This is a genomic window from Streptomyces sp. MBT65, from assembly GCF_016612545.1.
Lineage (GTDB): Bacteria > Actinomycetota > Actinomycetes > Streptomycetales > Streptomycetaceae > Streptomyces.
Window position 1 is genome coordinate 1 of sequence record NZ_JAENRY010000186.1, and the last position, 21,340, is coordinate 21,340.

The 21,340-nt window shown below is 72.2% G+C and carries 19 protein-coding genes and 1 pseudogene; 9 read left to right on the top strand and 11 right to left on the bottom strand.

Annotation, left to right across the window (positions count from 1 at the left end; translation table 11 throughout):
* Positions 1-1,468 precede the first annotated feature (1,468 nt).
* The 9 genes and pseudogenes from JHN63_RS33430 to JHN63_RS33465 all read right to left on the bottom strand — a co-directional run bounded on the left by JHN63_RS33430 (position 1,469) and on the right by JHN63_RS33465 (position 9,451).
* Positions 1,469-2,227, bottom strand: a complete 759-nt coding sequence (locus JHN63_RS33430; protein WP_200687794.1) for a hypothetical protein — start codon at positions 2,225-2,227, stop codon at positions 1,469-1,471.
* A 146-nt stretch (positions 2,228-2,373) separates the two neighbouring features.
* Entirely contained in the window at positions 2,374-2,580 is a 207-nt protein-coding gene (locus tag JHN63_RS54400) for a hypothetical protein (RefSeq protein WP_307782043.1), read from the bottom strand.
* Positions 2,581-2,702: 122 nt separating this feature from the next.
* Positions 2,703-2,879, bottom strand: a pseudogene (locus JHN63_RS54405) (hypothetical protein); the annotation flags it as partial.
* A 251-nt stretch (positions 2,880-3,130) separates the two neighbouring features.
* Positions 3,131-4,681, bottom strand: a complete 1,551-nt coding sequence (locus tag JHN63_RS33440; RefSeq protein ID WP_200687797.1) for a hypothetical protein — start codon at positions 4,679-4,681, stop codon at positions 3,131-3,133.
* 25 nt (positions 4,682-4,706) lie between these two features.
* The gene (locus JHN63_RS33445; protein ID WP_200687799.1) at positions 4,707-5,432 is read right to left on the bottom strand and encodes a hypothetical protein; all 726 of its coding nucleotides are present in this window, start codon (positions 5,430-5,432) and stop codon (positions 4,707-4,709) included.
* A 99-nt stretch (positions 5,433-5,531) separates the two neighbouring features.
* Positions 5,532-5,954, bottom strand: a complete 423-nt coding sequence (locus JHN63_RS33450) for an organic hydroperoxide resistance protein (protein ID WP_200687801.1) — start codon at positions 5,952-5,954, stop codon at positions 5,532-5,534.
* Between the two features lie 143 nt (positions 5,955-6,097).
* On the bottom strand, positions 6,098-7,273 hold the full coding sequence (locus JHN63_RS33455; protein WP_200687803.1) for a serine hydrolase: 1,176 nt from the start codon (positions 7,271-7,273) through the stop codon (positions 6,098-6,100).
* Positions 7,274-7,416: 143 nt separating this feature from the next.
* Positions 7,417-8,076, bottom strand: a complete 660-nt coding sequence (locus JHN63_RS33460; RefSeq protein WP_200687805.1) for a response regulator transcription factor — start codon at positions 8,074-8,076, stop codon at positions 7,417-7,419.
* 61 nt (positions 8,077-8,137) lie between these two features.
* Positions 8,138-9,451, bottom strand: coding sequence for a sensor histidine kinase (locus tag JHN63_RS33465; RefSeq protein WP_234478091.1), 1,314 nt, complete (start codon positions 9,449-9,451; stop codon positions 8,138-8,140).
* 176 nt (positions 9,452-9,627) lie between these two features.
* Here JHN63_RS33465 and JHN63_RS33470 point away from each other — a divergent pair, with 176 nt between their 5' ends.
* The 9 genes from JHN63_RS33470 to JHN63_RS33510 all read left to right on the top strand — a co-directional run bounded on the left by JHN63_RS33470 (position 9,628) and on the right by JHN63_RS33510 (position 19,492).
* Entirely contained in the window at positions 9,628-9,840 is a 213-nt protein-coding gene (locus JHN63_RS33470) for a hypothetical protein (RefSeq protein ID WP_200687807.1), read from the top strand.
* Positions 9,837-10,580, top strand: a complete 744-nt coding sequence (locus JHN63_RS33475) for an ABC transporter ATP-binding protein (RefSeq protein ID WP_200687809.1) — start codon at positions 9,837-9,839, stop codon at positions 10,578-10,580. The genes JHN63_RS33470 and JHN63_RS33475 overlap by 4 nt, the downstream gene beginning before the upstream one ends.
* A gap of 3 nt (positions 10,581-10,583) precedes the next feature.
* Positions 10,584-13,112, top strand: a complete 2,529-nt coding sequence (locus JHN63_RS33480; protein ID WP_200687811.1) for an ABC transporter permease — start codon at positions 10,584-10,586, stop codon at positions 13,110-13,112.
* A 164-nt stretch (positions 13,113-13,276) separates the two neighbouring features.
* Positions 13,277-14,482: a serine hydrolase gene (locus tag JHN63_RS33485; RefSeq protein WP_200687814.1), complete on the top strand. Its 1,206-nt coding sequence runs from the start codon at positions 13,277-13,279 to the stop codon at positions 14,480-14,482.
* 112 nt (positions 14,483-14,594) lie between these two features.
* The gene (locus JHN63_RS33490) at positions 14,595-15,902 is read left to right on the top strand and encodes an NAD(P)/FAD-dependent oxidoreductase (protein WP_200687817.1); all 1,308 of its coding nucleotides are present in this window, start codon (positions 14,595-14,597) and stop codon (positions 15,900-15,902) included.
* The gene (locus JHN63_RS33495) at positions 15,899-16,645 is read left to right on the top strand and encodes a DUF1365 domain-containing protein (protein ID WP_200687819.1); all 747 of its coding nucleotides are present in this window, start codon (positions 15,899-15,901) and stop codon (positions 16,643-16,645) included. The genes JHN63_RS33490 and JHN63_RS33495 overlap by 4 nt, the downstream gene beginning before the upstream one ends.
* Positions 16,642-17,967: a class I SAM-dependent methyltransferase gene (locus JHN63_RS33500; protein ID WP_200687822.1), complete on the top strand. Its 1,326-nt coding sequence runs from the start codon at positions 16,642-16,644 to the stop codon at positions 17,965-17,967. The genes JHN63_RS33495 and JHN63_RS33500 overlap by 4 nt, the downstream gene beginning before the upstream one ends.
* Complete coding sequence (locus tag JHN63_RS33505) at positions 17,964-18,776, top strand: DUF1295 domain-containing protein (protein WP_200687824.1); 813 nt, start codon at positions 17,964-17,966, stop codon at positions 18,774-18,776. The genes JHN63_RS33500 and JHN63_RS33505 overlap by 4 nt, the downstream gene beginning before the upstream one ends.
* 26 nt (positions 18,777-18,802) lie before the next feature.
* Complete coding sequence (locus tag JHN63_RS33510; protein ID WP_307782044.1) at positions 18,803-19,492, top strand: alpha/beta hydrolase; 690 nt, start codon at positions 18,803-18,805, stop codon at positions 19,490-19,492.
* A 15-nt stretch (positions 19,493-19,507) separates the two neighbouring features.
* On the opposite strand, the gene JHN63_RS33515 is transcribed toward JHN63_RS33510, so the two are convergent.
* Both JHN63_RS33515 and JHN63_RS33520 read right to left on the bottom strand, forming a co-directional pair.
* Positions 19,508-20,359: a MarR family transcriptional regulator gene (locus JHN63_RS33515; protein WP_234478092.1), complete on the bottom strand. Its 852-nt coding sequence runs from the start codon at positions 20,357-20,359 to the stop codon at positions 19,508-19,510.
* A 54-nt stretch (positions 20,360-20,413) separates the two neighbouring features.
* On the bottom strand, positions 20,414-21,340 hold a 927-nt coding region (locus JHN63_RS33520), incomplete at its 5' end, for a YihY/virulence factor BrkB family protein (protein ID WP_234478093.1).

Consider the following 21,340-nt stretch of genomic DNA (forward strand, 5'->3'; position numbering starts at 1 on the left):
GGAGAGGAGGCGGGGGTGGTCATGAGTGCAGGTCCTGTCCGTCGGTAGCGGTCGTTCTCGGCTGCTGCTGAGAGCTGGCTCTCATTAAGGTAGGGGGTCGACTCTCTTTGTGCAAGTTCACTCTCATGATGAGGGTTGGATATTGGTCGGGGTGATGTGCGAACGCTCCCGGGGTTCGATGACAAGTACTGGGTGAGACCGTCGTCCGGCGGTCGGGAACGGAGACTCGGTGAAACCGGATGGACCGGGCAACCGGCGACGTGGCAGCCGTCGCCACCGTGACAGCGATGAGCACAGCGGTGATCGTGCGGAACACGGCGACAGCGAAGCCCAGTTGACGCGCTCCGCGCGTGGCGACTCGGCGGCCTTCACCTGTCTCTTATACACATCTGACGCTGCGACGATCTTACGCGTGTAGATCTCGGTGGTCGNTGGCCCCCTCCGTGGCCACGGCCGCCTCGACCTCCGTCAGCACCCTGGCCAGCGCCTGCTCCGACAGCGGCTCGACCAGCCCGGCGCCGATGAACTGGCGGCCGCCGGGCTGGTCGAGCCGCTGTCGGAGCAGGCGCTGGCCAGGGTGCTGACGGAGGTCGAGGCGGCCGTGGCCACGGAGGGGGCCATGGCGACAACTGGCAGTACGGGACGGGTCGGACCGACCGCGGGCGGAGGCACCGTGACGTCGATCCGGGGTCCGTCCCGGCGCCGGCGGGTCCTGATCGGGATGCTCACCACGGCCGCGGTCGCGGCCGGTGTGGTGACGTACACGCACCCCGGCACGACCCCGTCGAACGCCGGCACGCACAGCGGGGCGCGCGCGGACACCGCCGCCGTCTTCCTGGACGACATCTCCACGGTGGCCGCCACCCAGTCGGCCGCCACGGGGAAGTACTGGAAGAACCACACGACGATCGCGGACACGTACATCTCGCAGTCCATGCAGTACTACATCGTCACCAACGGCAAGACCTCCACGAAGGGGACGCGGCCCGACTGGCAGGTCGGGCCGAAGGACCTCGACTGGAAGGGCCTGGATCAACTGACCACCGACCCGGCGCAGTTGCTCGCGCTGCTGCAGTCGCCGCCGCGGCCCAAGAGCATCTCGCCCTTCGACCAGGCGGCCACCCTGCTCAGTGACTCACCGGCCGGTCCGAAGCTGCGCGCCGGGCTCTTCAAGGCGATGGCCGGGCTCAAGGCCGTCAAGCTGGTCGGCCAGGTCAAGGACAGCACCGGGCGCGGTGGTACGGCCGTGGAGTACGCGGAGGCCAAGAGCGTCGGCCGGGTGATCGTCGACCCGAAGACCAGCGCGATCCTGGAGTACACCTTCACGTGGACCGCCGGGCCCAGCAAGGGCAAGGTGACCCGCTACACGGTCCTGTCGTCGGGCTTCACCGACAAGATCGGCTGACGGGGGGAGGACAGGCGGGGGAACCTTTCAACTCCCCCGTCTGTCCCGCCGGTCAGGCGTCAGTCAGGCATCCGGCAGCGAAGCCGCGAGATCCTCCCACGCCTCGTGCACGTCCTCCCCGGCCATCCCGAACTGCGTGATCACCGCGACGCATCGGCCTTCCTCGTCGTCGAGTTCGAGCGCCGAGGTCGGTCCGTGGGCCGCCGTGGAGCGGACGAGGTGACAGGCCCGGACGCCGGCCAGGTCGATCTCCACCGAGCTCTCCGCGAGCGCCGCGAACACCCGTCCTCCTACGGTCCGGTCGGTGACGTGGACTCGGCCCGCGCACGCCTGCATGGTCCCCGGGGCGAACACCGCGACCCCGATGGGGAGTCCGACCGAGCAGACGTGGTCGAGCACCGACGCCAGGACGTGCACGTCGACCGGCCGGTGCGCGCCGCCCCGGTAGCGGTGGAACGCGGCGCGCCGGGTCACGCCGTCGTCCGCCAACACCGCGTCCAGTTGGGCCAGTTGGTCGCCGGTCTCCCATGCCGGGAGCTCGGGGGACGGTGAAGTCCCCGGCGGCGTCGATCCGATGGCGATCGTGGGAGCCAGCCCGGACAGCAGCCGGTCGCCCTCGGACAGCAACCGGCCCTGGTGCACGGTACGGCCGTCCGGGCCGTGCAGACGCAGGGCTACGGCGTCGTCCGCGTCGCGCGCGACCACCGCCGAGGCGATCCTGGCACCGTCCACGCGCAGCGCGATCGACCCCGGCCGGACCGCGAACGCCTCGCCGCGCAGGCTCGGTTGGGCGTAGGGCCCCGCCTGGTCGATGCGCGCCACCGGGCCTCCGGTGACCGCCTGGACATACTGAAAGAGCGTCAGAAACCGTGCCAGCTCGGGCATCCGCGCATCGATCAAGCGCGCGCTGCCGCGCCCCCGCCGACCGCAGCAGTCCTCGAACCCGCAACCGTGCTGCTCGGTCATCCTCAGTACACGTCCCGCACATAGCGCTTGGCCCGCCGCAGGTCGGCCAGGTACTCCGCCGCGTCGTCGTCACCGCGCCCGCGCTGCTCCGCCACGACGGCCAGCAGCGCCGACTCCACGTCCTTCGCCATCCGCGAGGCGTCGCCGCAGACGTAGACGTGCGCGCCGTCCTCCAGCCAGCCGTACAACTCCCGCGAGCGTTCCCGCATGCGGGTTGTAAGTACACCTTCTCGGCCTGGTCGCGGGAGAACGCGAGGTCCAGTTCGGTGAGCACGCCGCGCGCCCGGAACTCGTTCAGCTCGTCCTCGTAGACGTAGTCGGTCTCGCGGTGGCGGTCGCCGAAGAACAGCCAGTTGCTGCCGGAGGCGCCGCGCGCGGCCCGTTCGTGCAGGAAGCCGCGGAACGGCGCGATGCCCGTGCCGGGGCCGATCATGACCATCGGGGCGTCGTCGTCCGCCGGGACGCCGAACGTCGCGTTGGGCTGGAGATAGATGCCGACTGACGTCATGGCTCGGCACCCCGTCGAGACGGGTGAGGAAGCCGACGCCGCAGGCGCTGTGGTCGCGGGCAGGGTCGTACAGCCCGAAGGCGCTCTGATTCAAGTGCGGGTCCTGTGCGCGGGTTCCGGCTGGGGGTACCTCCCGGGCACGTGAGGCGCGGGGGAGGACGGCCAGGCTGCGTCGGTGAAGCGCTCGCCGCGGGTCGGCCGGGGTGCCGGTCGAGGCCCCGGGTGGTGCGAAGAGTCATGGTAAGGCTTGCCTAAGTTCTGCGGCAAGTGTGTGCGCTGTCCGGGCGCGGTGTGAGCCTTACCTGGTCGGCGGGGATGCGGAGGGGGCGCGCGGTCGCGGTGTTCCACAGGACGACCTGGCCGTCGGCGACGCCGAAGGAGACGTAGGGCTTCGCGGGGGTCAAGGCGCCGCCCTTTTCGGTGAGTTGGGCGGTGGGGACGGTGGGGGTGACGCATGTCCATTCGGGGGTGATGCCGAAGTACGGGGGCGGATCGGTGCCGTGGACGGCGGCCTGTTTCAGTGCGTCGGCCGCTGCCTTCGGTGAGTGCAGGGCTGCGGACGCGGTCGTGACCAGGGCCACGACGACAGCGAAGGTGGCCATCGTCGCGGCGGGGATGCTGCGCGGACGGATGAAGTGGAAGTAGCGCACGATGCCCCAGCCCGCCGCGATGGCCAGAAGGGCGCCGAGGGACGGCCAGAGAAGCTTCATGGCCGCGCCCAGTCGCCAGATGCTGCTGACGCTTGTCTCCGCGGGGGTCAGGGAGAGTTCGTCGGCGTAGATGTCGTGCAGGAATCGGCTGGTGAGGGGGAGTGTCGCCACGGCGAGGGTGGCGATCAGCGGCAGGACTCCGGCGAGGAGCAGTTGCCACTTCCATCGGCGGCCGAGCAGCACCAGGCCGACCGAGTAGTAGAAAACACCGGCCGTCCCCGCGACCGTTGCGGTCGTGGCTCCGGTCGTCACTCCCGGTATGCCCACGGTGAAGAACAGAACCGGTGCGGCCATCGCGAGGACGCCCAGCGCGGAGCGTGGACGAGTGCGTGCCAGGGGCAGCTTGATTCCGGTCCATCCGGCGACACCTGTGGAGAGGAGAGCCGCCGACCAACAGACCGCGACTCCCACGGGAGTCGCGTGGCGGGCCAGCGCGAGGAGGAAGCCCGCGGTGAACAGCAGCCCAAGGACCACGGACAGGGCCCGGTTGAGCGCGTTTTCTCCATGCAACACGGCGCTCGGGCGCCCGCGGCCGTCGAGTGGCCGAAGGTCCACGTCGGAGGGTGTGGTCATCTCGCGCACCAGATCGACCACGGCCGCGGACCGGCTGGCGTTGACCCTCAGCCGGTCGTCGAACAGCCCTGTCCGGACAGCCGAGTTGTAGAGGACCCTGCGCAGCCACCAGACGGGTTGTGACCAGCTGGGCGAGTGCGGTGGCCTGGTGGCCCGGGCGAGCGCCCGCGTCGAATGCGTCTGCCACCCGGGCTGCATCGTCCTGTCGGATTCCTCGCGCCAGAGGATGCGGTCGTAGAGGGTGACCCGCGTCGCCCGACACACGTCGGCCACGGCCCAGGATGCCTCCCGGACCGCACGCCATGGCGAACCGATGACCGGTATGTCGACCCACAGAAAACGGGAGTCCGCCGGATCGGATTCGAACGCCCGCCGCGCGGTCCGGCGTTCCTTCGCCGACGGCGTCCGGAACGACCACGCCACCTCACCGAAGTGCCGCTCGACCCGCTCCCACTTGGCCGGACCTCCCTGGATCTCGACCAGGGTGACCACTATGCAGTCGGGACTCGACCGGGTCATCAACACTCTTTCTGTCGCACGGCGTTCAGTGCTCGCGGAGGCCGCACTCGGCCGGGTGGAGCGTAGAGCCCGGGGCGGCGGTCGCGGGAGGCGTCTGCCCGAGCCGGATGAACGCGGCGCCGGACGCGTCCGTGGTCAGGACGTCCATGCGTACCGGCAGGGCGGGTTGGGCGAAGGGTGGGGTGTGCAGTTCGGCCTCGGTCGGGGTGGGGAAGGGGGTGCCTTCGAGGGTGGCGATCGCTGTTGTGCCGCCGTCGGGCCGGAGTTCTGTTTCCTCGAGGGTCAGGCGCCAGTGGAGGTTCGCTTCCGCGAGGAGTCGGCTGCCGTAGCGGCCGTGGGCCAGGAGGGCCGCGGGGCGGTGGGTGCGGATGTGGCGCGCTATCGCGCAGCAGAGCGGGACGTTGGTGCCGTAGGGGGTGTCCACTCGGTTGAGGCCCGCGAGTGGGAAGAGGTGCAGGGCGTCCGACAGGAGGCCGAGGGCGGCGTCCTTGATGCGGGGGCGGCGGCCGTGTTCGACGAGGTCCAGGAGGATCGGGGTGGCCGGGTAGGCGGCCGGGAACACCATGCCGGCGTGGCCGCACACGAAGCCGCCGCCGGCGAGGAGGCCAGCCGCGTCGCCCGTCTCGTTGGCGGTGGTGGAAGCCGTCAGCAGGCGCAGGGCGTGGGCGACGCGGTGGGGGTCGTCGCAGTCGTGGCCCGTGGGGTTGGGTATCGCCGACCAGTTCACGGCGTCGATCGCGGCTAGGGGCACTCCTGCATTCTGCCGGAGCGTGGAGTGCGCACGGGCGTGCCCGACAGCGGGGGAGGCCGTCGGGCACCGGGTGAGTGGACAGGTGGGGCAAGTCGCCTGTCACACCGTCGTGTTGAGGCTCACCTCGATGTTCTCCCGGGTGGCGTTGGAGTACGGGCACACCTCGTGCGTGGCCTTGACCAGCTGGTCCGCGGTGGACTCGTCCAGGCCGGGAAGGTGGGCGGTCAGGGTGACGGCGAGGGTGAAGCCGCCGGTGTCCCGGGTGAGGAGGGCGACCTTCGACCGGACCGTGGAGGCGCCGAGTCGGGCGCCCTGTTCGGCGGCGATGACGCGGAGGCCGTTGTGGAAGCAGGCGGCGTAACCGGCGGCGAAGAGCTGCTCGGGGTTGGTCCGGTCGCCGCCGGGGCCGCCCATCTCCTTCGGGACGGCTAGGGGTTCGTCCAACACGCCGTTGAGGGAGCGGACTTCGCCGTTGCGGCCGTCGCCGGTGGACAGGGCCTCGGTGGTGTAGAGCGTGGGCATGGTGGTCCCTCTTCGTCGATGCCGTGAGTGTGTGTCGATGCCGTGCGGGGTGCAGCAGGCTTCGAGTCTGGAGTCGGCGACCGTGCGCAGCCTGCCCCTGCCAGGGGCAGGCTCCCCGCAGGCGGGGGACGGGACCACCGTCTCTACTTCGCCCCGGCGGCGCAGAGTTCCGTGTCGATCAGCGCGTTCTGCGCCATCTCCGTGGACAGGTCGGACGCTCCGTCCCCCGTCGCCTCCAGGACGACGGTCCGGCGGCCGTCCGCGCTGACCCCGTCGCGGGTGGTGTAGCCCATCAGGTCACCGGCGTGGCTGTAGTAGACGCCGCCGCAGGTCAGGGGGATCTCCATCAGGCCCAGGCCGTAGCGGGCGCCGGGCCAGACGGGGTCGAGGGAGGTGGCTCGTACCGTCGTCTTCATCTCGGCGAGTTGGGCCGGGCGCAGCAGCTTGCCGCCGAGCAGCGCCGAGAAGAAGCGGGACAGGTCGGCGGTCGTGCTGATCATGGCGCCGGCCGAACCGGCGGCCGTCGGGTTGAGGTCGGTGACGTCGATGGTCGGGCCGGAGCCGCCGAAGTCCGAGTAACCGTGCAGGTGTTGGCCGGGGATACGGGACGAGGTGTCGGGCGCGGAGGTGTCGCGCAGGCCCAGCGGACGGATGATGCGCCGCGTCACCTCCTGCTGCCAGGTGTGGCCGGTGGCCTTCTGGACGATCATTCCGGCGAGGATGTAGTTCGTGTTGGAGTACTCCCAGTCGGTGCCCGGCGCGAAGTCCGGGGCGTGCCGCATCGCGATGCCCACGAGCCGGCGCGGGGTCCACGTGGTGTACCGGTCGGCCTCGAAGTCCGCCACCGTGCTGATCTCCGGGAAGTCGGCGGTGTAGTTGAACAGTCCGCTGGTGTGGTTCAGCAACTGCCGTACGGTGATGGCGTTTCCGTCGTTGCCGTTCCCCGACACCACGCCGGGCAGCCAGTGTTCGACGGTGTCGTCCAGCGACACCCGTCCCTCGCCGACCAGTTGGAGCATGACCGTCGCGACGAAGGCCTTGGTGCTGCTGGCGATCCGGAACTTGTCGGTGGCGCGGGCCGCCCGCCCCGTCGCGGTGTCGGACACCCCGGTGGTGGCGGTGTGGCGACGGCCGTCCGGGCCCGTCGACTGGGCTACGACCGCGACGGTTCCCGTCTTCTGGATGGCGTCCACGCTCCGCTGGAGCGTGCGCTGCCGGGACTCCTCGGCGTTTCCCGTGGCGCTCGCGGCGGGTGCCGCGAGGCCGAGGCCGAGTGCGGCCAGTGCGGCTACTGCGGTGAGGTGACGGAACGTCATCATGGGCTGTCTCCCTGGGGGTTGGCGGTCCGGAACACCGGCTTGCGGTGTGTTCACCAACCTAGGGAGACGGCACGCGATGATCGATCCAGCCCGCGGGCCGGTCCGCCGTACAGCCTGCTGTACCAACGGACCTGGGGAAAACCTCAGGTCTGCCGTCGTAGGTCCTCCAAGTAGCGCAGGACCGCCGCGACCCGGCGGTCGACCTGGTCCGTCGGGGACAGGTCGAGCTTGGCGAAGATGCTGCGGATGTGTTTGTGGACGGCGCCGTCGGTGACGACGAGCCTCTCGGCGATGGCGGAGTTGCCCAACCCCTCGGCCATCAGGGCGAGTACGTCGCGTTCGCGGGGGCTGAGCCGGTCGAGGCGGGTGTCCTGGCGGGAGCGGGTGAAGAGTTGGGCGACGACCTCCGGGTCGATGGCGGTGCCGCCGGCCACCACGCGGTGCAGCGCGTCGAGGAACTCCTCGACCCGGCCCACCCGTTCCTTGAGCAGATAGCCGAGACCGCTCACCCCGCCGCCGAGCAGCTCGGTGGCGAAGCTCTGCTCGACGTACGCCGACAGCACGAGCACGGCCAGGTCGGGGCGCCGGCGCCGGGCCTCGACCGCGGCGACGATCCCCTCGTCGGTGTGGGTCGGCGGCATCCGTACGTCGAGGATGGCGACGTCCGGTTTGTGCAGGTCGATGGCGTCCAGCGCCTCGTCCGGGGTGCCGGCGGTGGCCACCACGTCCAGCCCCTCGGCGCGCAGCAGCAGGGCGAGGCCCTCGCGCAGCAAGGGGTCGTCCTCGGCGATCACGATCCGCATGTCAGGCTCCACAGCTCAAGTTCCGCATGTCTGGCTCACTTTGCTCGTCACGATCCCCGGCTCACGCGCCACGGGGAAGATCCACCGTCAGTACGGTCGGGCCGCCCGGCGGGCTGGTCAGGGTGAGGCCGCCGTCGTGGGCCGCGATCCGGCGGCGGATGCCGGTCAGGCCCGAGCCGCCCTCGGCGTCCGCACCGCCCCGGCCGTCGTCCTCCACGCGCAGCACCAGTCGGCCGCCGCTGCCGCGTGCCGTGATCGTGGCGTGTCGCGCGCCGCTGTGCTTGGCGATGTTGGTCAGGGCCTCGGCGACGACGAAGTAGGCCGTCGCCTCGACGGAGGCCGCGCAGCGTTCGGGTACGTCCACGTCGATCCGGCACGGCACCGCGCAGTCCGCCGCGAGGCCGGAGAGCGCGCCCGCGAGCCCCCGGTCGGCCAGTACCGGCGGCAGGATGCCGCGCGCGACCGTCCGGAGTTCGGCCAGCGCCTGTTCGGCGGCGGACTGGGCGCGCTCGAGCAGCTCGTCGGCGCCGGCCGGGTCGCGGGCCACCATGCGACGGGCCGCGCCGAGCAACACGGCCACGGAGACAAGCCTGTTCTGCGCGCCGTCGTGCAACGACCGCTCGATACGGCGCAGTTCGGTGGCGTGGGCGTCGAGCGCGGCGGCGCGGGTGGCGGTCAACTCCGCGACCCGCAGGGAGAGATCGACGTCGGGACCGGCCGCTAGGAGCCGCCGTCCGGGGGCCGACTGCAACCGGGCCATGCCGGGGGCCAGCCCCAGGAGGATGGCGATCCAGCCGATGCCCAGCAACGCCACGGCGAGGGCGTCCGGCCAGGTGTGCGCGTTGCCGATGCCGAGGGACGTGGCCGTCGTGTTCTCCGGCATGAACGTCCAGTACAGCGGGAACGCGGTGTCCCGTACGGCGGTGATCGGCAGCAGGACGCCGAGCAGCCCGAGCAGCAGGCCGAGGGTGGAGTGCCGTACCAGCCAGCGCAGTTCGCGGTGCGTGGTCGGGTCGGCGAGGGCGAGCCGCAGCCGGGTGGGCGGGGGCGGCGGGGCGACGACCTCGGGGCCCCAGCGGGCGAGCCGGTCGCGTTCGCGTCCGGCCAGGGCGTGCAGGGCGCGCAGCGGTGCGGGCGCGATGAGCAGCCCCACCCCGATCAGGCTCGTCAGCGCGGTGAGGGCCAGACAGAGCAGCAACAGCGCGGCGCGCCCTGCGGTGTTGAGACCGGAGGCGAGCTGGGCGATGGCCCGGCCGGCGGCGCTCAGGGTCCGTAGCGCGATGTGCTTGACGCTCTCTCGTGGGGCGGCGGCCCCGCCGTCGGCCGTTCCATCGCCTGCCGCCCCACCACCGATCTCGCCCGTGCTCGCTGTCATGCGAACGACCCTATGCCGTACGGCAGTTCCGCGTGGCGGAGGAGGCGTCGCGGAAGCGGGGAGTACAGCCTGCTGTACCCCGAACCGGGCGGGCTGCGGGATCGGCCGCGAGGGGTGCCGATCCATAGCGTCGGTGACGACAGCCGGAACGGCAACAGACACAGGGAGCAGCCCCCATGCAGCACACGACGACCCCCGACCCCGTCGACCGGATCGACTCCGGGGACATCGCCCGCACCCTGCTCTGGACCGTGGTCGTGGCCAGCGCGCTCACCAACATGGCGGCCTCCTTCGGCGGCGCGGCCACCTGGGTGCACCTGGTGTGCGGCGCGGTCACCGTGCTGTGCGCGGGCGCCCTCGCCGTACGGAACCTGCGGGGCCGGCGATGAACACCACAGCCACCACGACCACCGCTGCCGCCATCGCGCTCGAAGGCGTCAGCAAGGCCTACCCCGGAGGCGTACGCGCCCTGGACGACGTGTCGTTGACCGTCGAGCGCGGCACCTTCCTCGCCGTGATGGGACCCTCGGGCTCCGGCAAGAGCACGCTGATGCACTGCGCCGCCGGGCTCGACTCCCCGACCTCGGGCAGTGTCCGTATCGACGGTCACGAGATCGCCGGGCTGAACGAGACCCGGCGTACCGAACTCCGGCGTGAGCGCGTCGGGTTCGTGTTCCAGGCGTACAACCTGATCCCGTCCCTCTCCATCGAGGACAACATCACGCTGCCGCTGCGGCTCGCGGGCCGCAGCCCCGACCGGGACTGGCTGCGCACGCTGGTGGAGCGGGTCGGGCTGGCCGACCGGATGTCCCACCGCCCGGCCGAGCTCTCCGGCGGTCAGCAGCAACGGGCCGCCGTGGTGCGGGCGTTGGTGGCCCGCCCGGCGGTCGTGTTCGCCGACGAACCGACCGGGGCGCTCGATCTGCGCAGCGCCCACGAGGTTCTCGACCTGCTGCGCGACCTCGTGAACGAACTGCGTCAGACGGTCGTGATGGTCACCCATGACCCGGCCGCCGCCGCCCGCGCGCACCACGTGCTGGTGATGGCCGACGGCCGGGTGGTCGACGCCCTCAAGGCGCCGACCGCCGATGAACTGGCAGCCCGTCTTGTCGAGTTGGGGAGGGTCTGAGTCATGTTCCGTCTCGCGATACAGATGGTCGGGCACCGCGTCACCGCGCTGATCGCCGTGGCCTGCGCGGTCCTCGGCGGCGCGGCGCTGGTCACCGCGACCGGTGTCCTGGCCGAGTCCGGCCTCCGTTCCCATCTGCCCGCCGGCCGGCTCGCCGGGGCGTCCGTCGTGGTCGCGGCCGACCAGGAGTTCCACCCGGCCGGCGACCTCCCGCTCGCGCTCCCGGAGCGCCGGCGGATCCCGGCCCGACTGGTCGGGGAACTGGGCGAGTTGCCGGGCGTGACCGCGTCCGTCGGCGACATCGGCTTCCCGGCCGTGCTCGTCGACGCGCACGGGCGGGTCGTAGCGTCGTCCGGGGATCCGCAGGTGTCGGGGCACGGCTGGGCCTCGACGAAGCTGCTGGCGGGCGCGCGGGTCGAGGGGAGCGCGCCGAAGGGTTCCCGTGAGGTCGCCGTGGACGGAGCCACCGCCGCGTCGGCCGGTGTCAAGCCGGGTGACACGGTGCAGGTCGTCGTCAACTCCCGCCCCGCGAACGGTTATCGGGTCTCGGCGGTGGTCGACGCGCCGGGTGCGGGTGTCTACTTCGCGGACAGCACGGCCGTAGGACTGGCCGGTCACTCCGGCCGTGTCGACCTGATCGGGCTGCGGACCGCGCCCGGTGCCGAGGAGCGGGTCGCCGCCGAGGTGCGGACGAAGCTGGAGGGCACCGGGCTGTTGGCCGTTACCGGGGACGGGCGGGGTGACACGGCCGCGCCCGGGGCCGGGGCCTCGCGCTCGCTGCTGGTGCTGCTCGCCGGTTCACTGTCCGGGATCGTGCTGCTGATCACCGGGTTCGTGATGGCGAGCGCGCTGGCCGTGGCGATCGGCGGGCAGCGGCGGGACCTGGCGTTGATGCGGGCGGTCGGCGCGACCCCGAAGCAGATCCGGCGGCTGGCCGCCGCGCAGTCCACGGTCGTCGCGGCGGTGGCCGTGGCACCCGGGGTGGGGCTCGGCTATGTGCTGGCCGGACAGTTCCGCGGGCTGCTCGCGGACAAGGGCGTCATCCCGTCCCAACTCCCCCTCACCTACAGCCCGTTGCCCGCCCTCGCGGCGGTCGTCCTCATGATCCTCGCCGTGCAGGTGTCGGCGCGCTGCTCGGCCTGGCGCACCTCGCGGATGCCGGCCACCGAGGCGGTCGCCGAGTCGCGCAGCGAACCGCGCGAGCCGTCCCGGGTCCGCACCCGCGTCGGCGTGGCCGTCATCGTCGTGGCGACCGCCATGTCGGCCCTGCCGCTCTTCTCCCGCACGGTCATCGGCGCCACGGCCACCTCGCTCGCCGGCATCATCGGGGCGATCGGTCTCGCGCTGGCCGGACCCGCGCTGGTGCGCGGCGTCGGCGGCGCGGCGGCCCGGGCGACCCGGCACGGCGGCTCCGCCCCGACCTGGCTGGCGATGGCCAATCTGCGTGCCTACGCCCTGCGCAACGCGGGCATCGTCTCCACGCTGGCCATGGCGGTCGTGTTCGTGCTGACCTACACCTTCACCCAGACCACCGTGCTGGCCGCCACCGCGCAGGACACCCGTACCGGCACCCTCGCCCAACTCCGCCTGAGCGCACCGGCGTTGGGCGGGCTGCCCGACGGTACGGCCGCCGCCGTACGCAAGACGGAGGGTGTACGGGCCGCCGCGCCCGTCGGGACGACGACGGTGGTGTGGCAGTACGAGCAGTTCGGCGACCCGGTGTCCGAGTCGGGCACCGCGACGATCCTCACGCCGGACGCGGCGGGCGTCCTCGACCTCGACGTACGGGACGGCAGCCTGAGCCGGCTCACCGGCGCGACGGTCGCCGTCAGCGGCGAGGTCGCCCGCTCGCGCTCCGCGACGGTGGGCCACCGGGTGGACCTGGTCCTCGGCGACGGCACACCGGTCGTGGCCAAGGTCGTCGCCGTGTACGGGCGGGGGCTCGGCTTCGGCAGCGTGGTGCTGTCCCACGACCTCGCGGCCGGACACACCACGACGGCCCTCGACCAGTCCCTCCTGATCCGCACCGACGGCACGGCGCGGGCACAGCAGAACCTCACGGCCCTCGCCGCCGCCCGCCCCGGCCTGACCCTCGGCCCGGCCGAATCCCCCTCCACCGGCGGCCTGAAGGACGCCCCGCCCGAGGTGTGGATCAACCTCGCCACGATCATCGTCCTGCTCGTCTACCTCCTGCTGAGCATCGCCAACAAGCTGGTCGCGGCGACGGCCCAGCGCCGGGTGGAACTGGGCGCCCTGCGCCTCAACGGCACGACCCCCCGCCAGATCCGCGCGATGATGCGCCGCGAGGCCGCGATGACCGCCGCCACCGCACTCACCACGGCCCTGCTGCTCTCCGCGATCCCCCTCGCCCTGCTGGGCCAGGGGTTCCTCGGCCACCCCTGGCCGGCCGGCCCGACCTGGCTCCTGCCGAGCCTCGCGGTCCTGGTCACGGCGACGGCGTTCCTCACCATCGAACTTCCTACGCGGCAGGCTTTGCGGACGGGGGCGGCGGATGCGATTCGGGGGCAGTGAGGGGGCGGGTTCACCCAGGGCGAGTACATCGATCCCGCCGAGGCGAACATCGGTCCGAACGAGTGGACTCGCGGGGGTGCGCGCCCCAGGACCACCTCCCGCCCGATTCCGGATGGTGCCGTGGCTGGCAGCCCCAGCCCCGATCCGGAAGAAGTGGCCGACACATGAGACGTATCCCCTCCCGACGCCTCCTCGCAGCCGTGCTGCTGATGGTGGCGTCCGTACTGGCCGCGCCGGCGACGGCGGTCTCCGCCGGTGCCGCGGCGCGGCCCGAGAACCGTCAGGACGCGTGCTCGGCCGACGGGCTCGGGCGCGGTGTGGCCGCCCGGCTGGACAAGGCCGTCGCGGATGTCCGGCGGACGGCCGGTATCCCCGGTGTCGCCGTCGGGCTGTGGATCCAGGGCAAGGGGTGTTACGTCCGCGCGACCGGCGTGGCGGACACCGTCACCCGCGAGCCGATGCGCACCGACTTCTTCTCACGGATCGGCAGCGAGACCAAGACCTTCACCGTCACCGCGCTGCTCCAGCTCGTGGACGAGGGGAGGATCCGCCTCGACGACCCCGTCGCCCGCTACGTCCACGGCGTACCGAACGGCCGGCACATCACCCTGCGCCACCTCGCCGAGATGCGCAGCGGACTGTTCCCGTACAGCGCCGACGCCGACTTCGCGCACGACCTGCTGAGCGACCCGACCCGCTCGTTCACCCCGCGTGAGCTGCTCGCGTACGGCTACAAGCACGACAACACCTCCGCGCCGGGCAAGGTGTTCGTCTACAACAACAGCAACCTGGTGCTGCTCGGACTGGTGGTCGAGAAGGTCACCGGGCACCACATCGCCGACGTCATCGACCATCGGGTGCTCCGCCCGGCCCGCCTCGACCACACGCTGTTCCCCGACGGACCGAACGTCCGTGAGTTCCCCGAGCCGCACGCCCACGGCTACACCAACCAGACGCTGACCGGCGCGGTCGCCGACTCCACCGACTGGAACCCGAGCTGGGCCTGGTCGGCCGGCGCGATGATCTCGGACCTGCGTGATCTGCGCAGCTGGGCCCGCACCGTCGCCACCGGCACGCTGCTCAGCCCCGAGACCCAGAAGCAGCGCCTCAAGACGCTGCCGACCGGGTTCCCGGGCCTCAGCTACGGACTCGGCATCTTCGAGACCGGCGGCTGGATCGGCCACAACGGCTCCATCCCGGGCTACGAGTCCGTGACCGTTTACCTCCCCGCGCAGAAGGCCACCCTGGTCGTGCTGCTCAACACCGACATCACCTCCGGCGGCCAGGAGCCGTCCACGCTGGTCGCCCGCGCGGTCACCGGGATCGCCACCCCCGACCACGTCTACGACGGACAGGCCCCCACCCGCTAGAACGCCCTCGGCTCCCGGTCGACCCACCGCTCGGCCAATCCGCCGCCCGACCTGCTCCGGATTACGCGTGGACCCCTGATCGCAGGGCGAGCGCAGGACGGGAGAAGGCGTGATGAACGCGACGGACGCGAGGGAACGGACACCGCACGGGCGGCGGACCGCCGTGGTGGGAGCGGGCGTGGCGGGGCTGACCGCCGCGTACATCCTGAGCCGGGCCGGGCACGTCACCCTCTACGAGGCCGACGACCGGCTCGGCGGGCACGCGCACACCCACGAGCTGACCTCGCCGTACGACGGGCGGGTGCACCGCGTCGACTCCGGGTTCATCGTGCACAACCGGCGCACCTACCCCCGTCTGCTGCGGCTCTTCGACGAACTCGGCGTCGCCACGCAGGAGTCGGAGATGAGCATGTCCGTGCGGTGCGAGGGCTGTGGTCTCGAGTACGCCGGCGCCCGCGGCCCGGCCGGACTGTTCGCCCAGCGCCGCAACCTCCTGCGCGGCCGCTATCTGAGGATGCTGGCCGAGGTCACCGTCTTCCACCGCAAGGCCCGGCGGCTGCTGGCCCGGGGCGGTGAAGAGGCCCTCACCCTGGGCGAGTTCCTCGACCGGGAGGGCTTCTCCGCCTACTTCCGCGCCCACTTCGCCACCCCGATGGTGTCGGCCGTGTGGTCCTGCGACGCCGTCACCGCCCAGCGCTACCCGGCCGTCTATCTGTTCCGCTTCCTGGAACACCACGGGATGCTCTCCGTGACCGGTTCCCCCGTGTGGCGCACGGTGAGTGATGGGTCGGGCCAGTACGTCGAGCGGATCGCCAAGCACATCGGCGAGGTGCGCACCGGCACACCCGTCCGCTCCGTACGGCGCCGGGCCGACGGCGTCGACATCACCGCCGAGGACGGCACCACCGACGGGACCACCGAGTCGTACGACGCCGTCGTCATCGCCGTCCACCCCGACCAGGCGCTCCGGCTGCTCGCCGAACCGACCGCGCGGGAACGGGAGGTGCTGGGCGCCTTCCGCTACTCCCGCAACACCACCCTCCTGCACACCGACACCCGGCTCCTGCCGCGCGCCCCCGGCGCCCGCGCCTCCTGGAACCACCTGCTGCCGTCCTGCACCGCCGACTCCGGCCAGGTGCAGGTCAGTTACGACATGAACCGGCTGCAACGCCTCGACGCCACCGAGACGTACGTCGTCACCCTCGGCGGCGAGGACCGCGTCGACCCCGGCCGGGTGCTGGCCCGCATGGTCTACGAACACCCCGTCTACACAACGGAGTCGGTGGCCGCGCAGCGGCAGCTGTGCGAACTCGCCGACGACGTCTGCGTGTTCGCGGGCGCCTACCACGGCTGGGGGTTCCACGAGGACGGCTGCCGCTCCGGCGTCGAGGCCGCCGCCGCACTGGGGGTGCGCTGGTGAACGCCGAACCCGCGCTCTACGCCTGCGTGATCAGCCATGTGCGGACCGCGCCCCGGCGGTACGCGCTGCGCCACCGCACGTACATGTGGCTCGTCGATCCCGACCATCCGCCCCGACTGCCGCGCGCCCTGCGCCCCTTGGCCCGCTTCGACCCGCGCGACCACTTCACCGGCGACCTGCCCTCGATCCGGGCCGGGCTCGACGCCTTCCTCGCCGAGCACGGGGTACGGCTCGACGGCGGCCGGGTGCTGATGCTCACCCACGCCCGGGTCTTCGGATACGTCTTCAACCCCCTGACCCTGTACTGGTGTTACGGCCCCGAAGCCGACCCGGAGGCACAACCGCTCTGCGTGGTCGCCGAGGTGCACAACACCTACGGCGGCCGGCACTGCTACCTCCTCCACCCGGACGCCTCCGGAACCGCCCGCGCCGAGAAGAAGCTCTACGTCTCGCCGTTCTTCCCGGTCGACGGCGGCTACCGCATGCGCGTACCCCGGCCCGGGTCCCGACTCGCCCTGACCGTGCACCTGGAGCGCGAGGGCGGCCGTCCCTTCACCGCGACCGTGCGCGGCACCCGGCGCGCGCCGAACCCGGCGACCCTGCTGCGGCTCGCGCTGCGCCACCCCTGGTCCACCCTCACCGTGTCCGCGGCGATCCGCTTCCACGGCATACGGCTGTATCTGCGGGGCCTGCCGGTCCAGCCCCGCCACCCCGAACCTCGCATCTCGGAGAAAGCGACATGACGACAGCAGAACGCCGGGTCACCACCGCCGGTACGCCCGATAGCGGGAAGAGGGCCAACTCACGTGCCGCGGAGGCGGATTCGGCCCCCTGGCCCGACGTCTTCCGGGTGCCGGCCGCCTCCCGCCTCCGTACGACGGTCACCGCCGCGCTCGTCCGGCGGGCGCTCGCCGGACTGCCGCTGCGGGCCCGGTTCGCCGGGAGCGCGGACATCGGCCTGGGCGGGCCGCTGGTCGAAGTGCGCGACCCGGCCGCCTTCCACGCCCGTGTCGGCACCCACGGCCTGGTCGGGTTCGGCGAGTCGTACATGGCCGGGGAGTGGGACGCCCCCGACCTGGTGGCCGTCCTCACCGTTCTCGCCGGGCAGGCCGCCGAGTTGATCCCGGCGCCGCTGCAACGCCTGCGCGGCCTGTGGGCGTTGGGCCACCCGCACGCCGAGCGCAACACCCCCGACGGTTCGCGCGCCAACATCAGCCGCCACTACGACCTGTCCAACGACCTCTTCGCCCTCTTCCTCGACGACACCCTCACGTACTCGTCGGCCGTATTCCGTGGTTTTCCCGCGAGTTGGGACCTCCTGGCCGCGGCCCAGCACCGCAAGATCGACCGGCTGCTCGACCTCGCCGAGGTCGGCGAGGGCACCCGCCTCCTGGAGATCGGCACCGGCTGGGGCGAACTCGCCCTGCGGGCCGCCGCCCGGGGTGCCCACGTCACCTCGCTCACCCTCTCCCGGGAACAACGCGACCTGGCATTGCAGCGCGTGCGCGCGGCCGGCCTCGACGACCGTGTCACCGTCGAACTGCGCGACTACCGCGAGGCGCACGGGACGTACGACGCCGTCGTGAGCGTCGAGATGATCGAGGCGGTCGGCGCGGAGTTCTGGCCGGTGTACTTCCGCGCCCTGGACGAACGGCTCGCGCCCGGCGGCCGGTTGGCGCTCCAGGCCATCACCATGCCGCACGAGCGGATGCTCGCGTCCCAGGACACCTTCACCTGGATCCACAAGTACGTCTTCCCCGGCGGCCTCATCCCGTCCACCGAGGCGATCGAGGAGACCACCCGCGACCACACCGCACTCCGCCTCACCCGCCGGGACGCCTTCGGCGCGCACTACGCCGAGACCCTGCGGCTGTGGCGCGAACGGTTCACCGAGCGGGCGGGGGAGGCGGCGGCGCTCGGCTTCGACGCGGTTTTCCACCGCCTGTGGACGTTCTATCTCGCCTACTCCGAGGCCGGGTTCAGGTCGGGCTACCTCGACGTACAGCAGTATCTGTTCACGAAGGAAACGAAGGACACGAAGGACGAGGGGGTGGACCGGCCGTGAGCGGGTTTCCGTGGGGCGCGTTCGCGGTCAACCTCGCCTGGGCGGCGGGCGCGGCCCTCGCGGTCATGCTCGGCACGTTCGCCGTCGCGCTGCGCATCGGTGTGCACCGGATCGTGGACGTCGCCTGGGGGCTCGGCTTCACGGTGGTGGCGGGCGTGACCTGCGTACTCTCCGCCGGGGAGGGCGATCCCGTACGACGGCTGCTGGTGACCGTGCTGACGGCGGTCTGGGGGCTGCGGCTGGCGGTCCACATCGCGCGCCGGGGCCGGGGGCACGGCGAGGACCCGCGCTACGAGGCGATGCTGGCCAAGGCGCCCGGCAGCCGTTCCGTGTACGCCCTGCGCATGGTCTATCTCCTCCAGGGCGGGCTGGTGTGGCTGGTGTCCCTGCCGGTGCAGGCCGCGCAGTACGTGCCGGGGCGGCCGTCCGCGCTCGCGTGGGCCGGTACGGCGGTGTGGGCGCTCGGGGTCGGTTTCGAGGCGGTCGGGGACGCGCAGTTGGCGCGCTTCCGGGCCGATCCCGGCAACCGGGGCCGGATCATGGACCGGGGCCTGTGGTCCTGGACCCGGCACCCGAACTACTTCGGGGACTTCTGCGTGTGGTGGGGCCTGTTCCTGCTCACCTGCGACTCGTCGGCGGCGGCCGCCGTGTCCGTCGTATCGCCGCTGGTGATGAGCCTGTTGCTGACCAAGGGCAGCGGACAGCGCCTGCTGGAGCGGCACATGGCGGACCGGCCGGGATACGCCGAGTACCGGGCGCGCACGAGCGGGTTCTTCCCGCGCCCGCCGAGGGGGCCGGAGCGGGCGTGACGGGCGGGGTCGGGGAGGATGCGGGGGTGCGCGCCACAGAACACGATCCCTTGACGGTACGACGGCGTCCCGCATGCCCGCGGGCGGCCGTCCTGGTGCTGCACGGCGGCCAGGCGGACAGTGAACGTGCCGCGCGGCCCTGGCAGTTGGCCGCGCTGCGGATGGGCCCGGTCCTGCGGGCGGTGAGCGCCGGGCTGCCGTACGAGGACGTGCTGGTGGCCCAGGCCCGTTACCGGGTGCGCGGCTGGAACGGTGAGCGGGCGGACCCTGTGCGGGACACGGTGCGGGCGCTGGACGCGATCGCCGAACTGGCCGGGACCGTCCCCACCGTGGTGCTCGGGCACTCCATGGGTGGGCGGGCGGCGCTGCGCGCGGCCGGGCATCCGCTGGTCACCGGGGTGGTCGCGCTCGCGCCCTGGTGGCCGCCGGGGGAGCCGGTCGCGCAGACGGCGGGGCGCCATGTCGTCGCCCTGCACGGTGAACGGGATCACGTCACGTCGCCGCTCGAGACCGCCGAGTGCGTACGGCGGGTCCAGGGGGTGACGGCACGGGCGGGGATGGGTGTCGTCGCCGACGGTGATCACGGGATGCTGCGGCGGTACGGGTTCTGGCATCGCACGGCCGCCGCGCTGGTCGCCCATCTGCTCGACCCCGGGGGTGCGCCGGACCCCTTGCCGTCGGGGGCCTATGGGGTGGGGAAGTTTCCGGTGATCTGAGAGGTACGTCCCGTGTCATTGCGAGCCTGTGGCCACCAGGGTCGCGGTGATGGGTTCGAGGGCGGAGATCAGTTCGTCGAGTTCGGCGGGGGACAGGGCGTCGTAGGGCGGGGCGGCGAGTTCGTCCGTGAGGGTTTCGATGCGCTGTTTGGTCGCGCGGCCGGCGTCGGTGAAATGGCCCTCGGTGTCGACGAGTCCGCGTTCGCGCAGGCCGTCCATGACCGCGGCCAGGCGCTTTTTCGGCAGGTGATGGATGCGTCCGAACGACTCCGGGGGGTGGATGCCCATGTCCAGGGCGCAGAGCACATGGGCCTCCGTGCCGCCGATGCGCGCGCCGACGAGTGCGGCGATGTGCCCGTCGCCGCGGTGCTCGCGCAGCATGGTCGCGGAATGCCACAGCCGGGCGACGGGGTCGCCGGGGATCTCGAGGGTGCGCATGCCGGCGTACATCGCCCGGCCTTCGGTGGGGGCGCTCGTCGCGGCCTTGGTGGTCAGGTCCGCGGCGCGCAACAGGCCCGGGGAGCCGACGAGTTCGTCGCCGAGGATGCGCCGCAGGGAGGCCGCGCTGCCACGCTCCCGGGCGGCGACGGAGGCCTCGGGCGGGATCGTCTCCCAGGCGCTGGGGATGTGCCGTGCGGCTTCCCCGTCGGCGAAGTTGTAGAACGCCGCGTGCACGACCTCGGCCGGCACCCGTCCCAGGGGTGCGGCGCGACTGGCGAAGTAGCCGTCCCAGTAGGTGCGGTGGCCGAGCGCGGCGAGTTCCTCGTTGCACTCGTCGGCGAGGAAGGTGACCAGGCAGATCGGCTCCAGGAGCTCGAACATGCGACGGGCGAGGTGAGTCGTCGGCTGCGAGCGCGTCGTGTCCATCGGGTTCTCCCCTTTGTCAGGTGTGCCTACTCGGACCGTCCGGCACACCGAAACTCATCGGTGACCGAAGGGGGGCGGTGGCGTCGGGGTGCGGGCCGTGAGCGGTGCGCCGGTGGTCTTGGACAGCTCCGCCGCGAACTGCGCCCCGGTCAGCAGGGACAGGTTCGACAGCCACAGCCAGATGAGGAAGACGACGCTGCCGGAGAGGGAGCCGTAGAGCCTGCTGTAGGCGCCGAGGGTGGTGGCGTACGTCGAGAAGCCCGCGGAGACGATCAGCCAGAGGGCGGCGGCCAGTACGCCGCCGGGCAGGCTGCGGCTGCGTCGGCTCGCGCCCGCCGGGCCCGTGTGGAAGACGACCACGACCAGGAGGGCGACCAGGCACAGCAGGACCGGCCAGCGCAGCAGGTCCCAGGCCCAGGCCGCCGTGCTGTCGATGCCCGCCATCCGGCCGACCGCCTCCGCCAGCGGGCCGGTCAGCAGCAGGGTGAGCGAGCCGACCAGGAGCAGGCCGAGCAGTGCGAGCGCGGTCAGGACGATGCGCGGGGCCTTGCGCCAGGGCGAACGGCTGTCCTGGGTGCCGTGCATACGGTGCAGGGCGCGGCGGAACACGGCGAGGTAGCTCGTGGACGACCACAGTGCGCTGACGCTGCCCGCCACCAGCAGGGGCCATGCCGTCCGGTCCGTGCGCAGCACATGGGTCAGGGCCGCGTGCAGTTCCGTACCGGAGTCGGCGGGGGCGTACGCGGTGACGTGGGTGACGAACTCCTCGGCCGTGCCCGGGCTGATCATGCCGAACGCGATGACCGTGGCCAGCATCGCCGGCAGCACCGCGAGGATCGCGTAGTACGTGAGGGCCGCCGCGTAGTCCGAGATGTCGTCGTTCCACAGGGACACGGGGGTGCGTCGTAGCGCCGGCCACCAGGCCGCCGGCGGCCGGAACCCCGCGATCCGGCGGACCCGGCCGACGTACGGCTCAGCGGA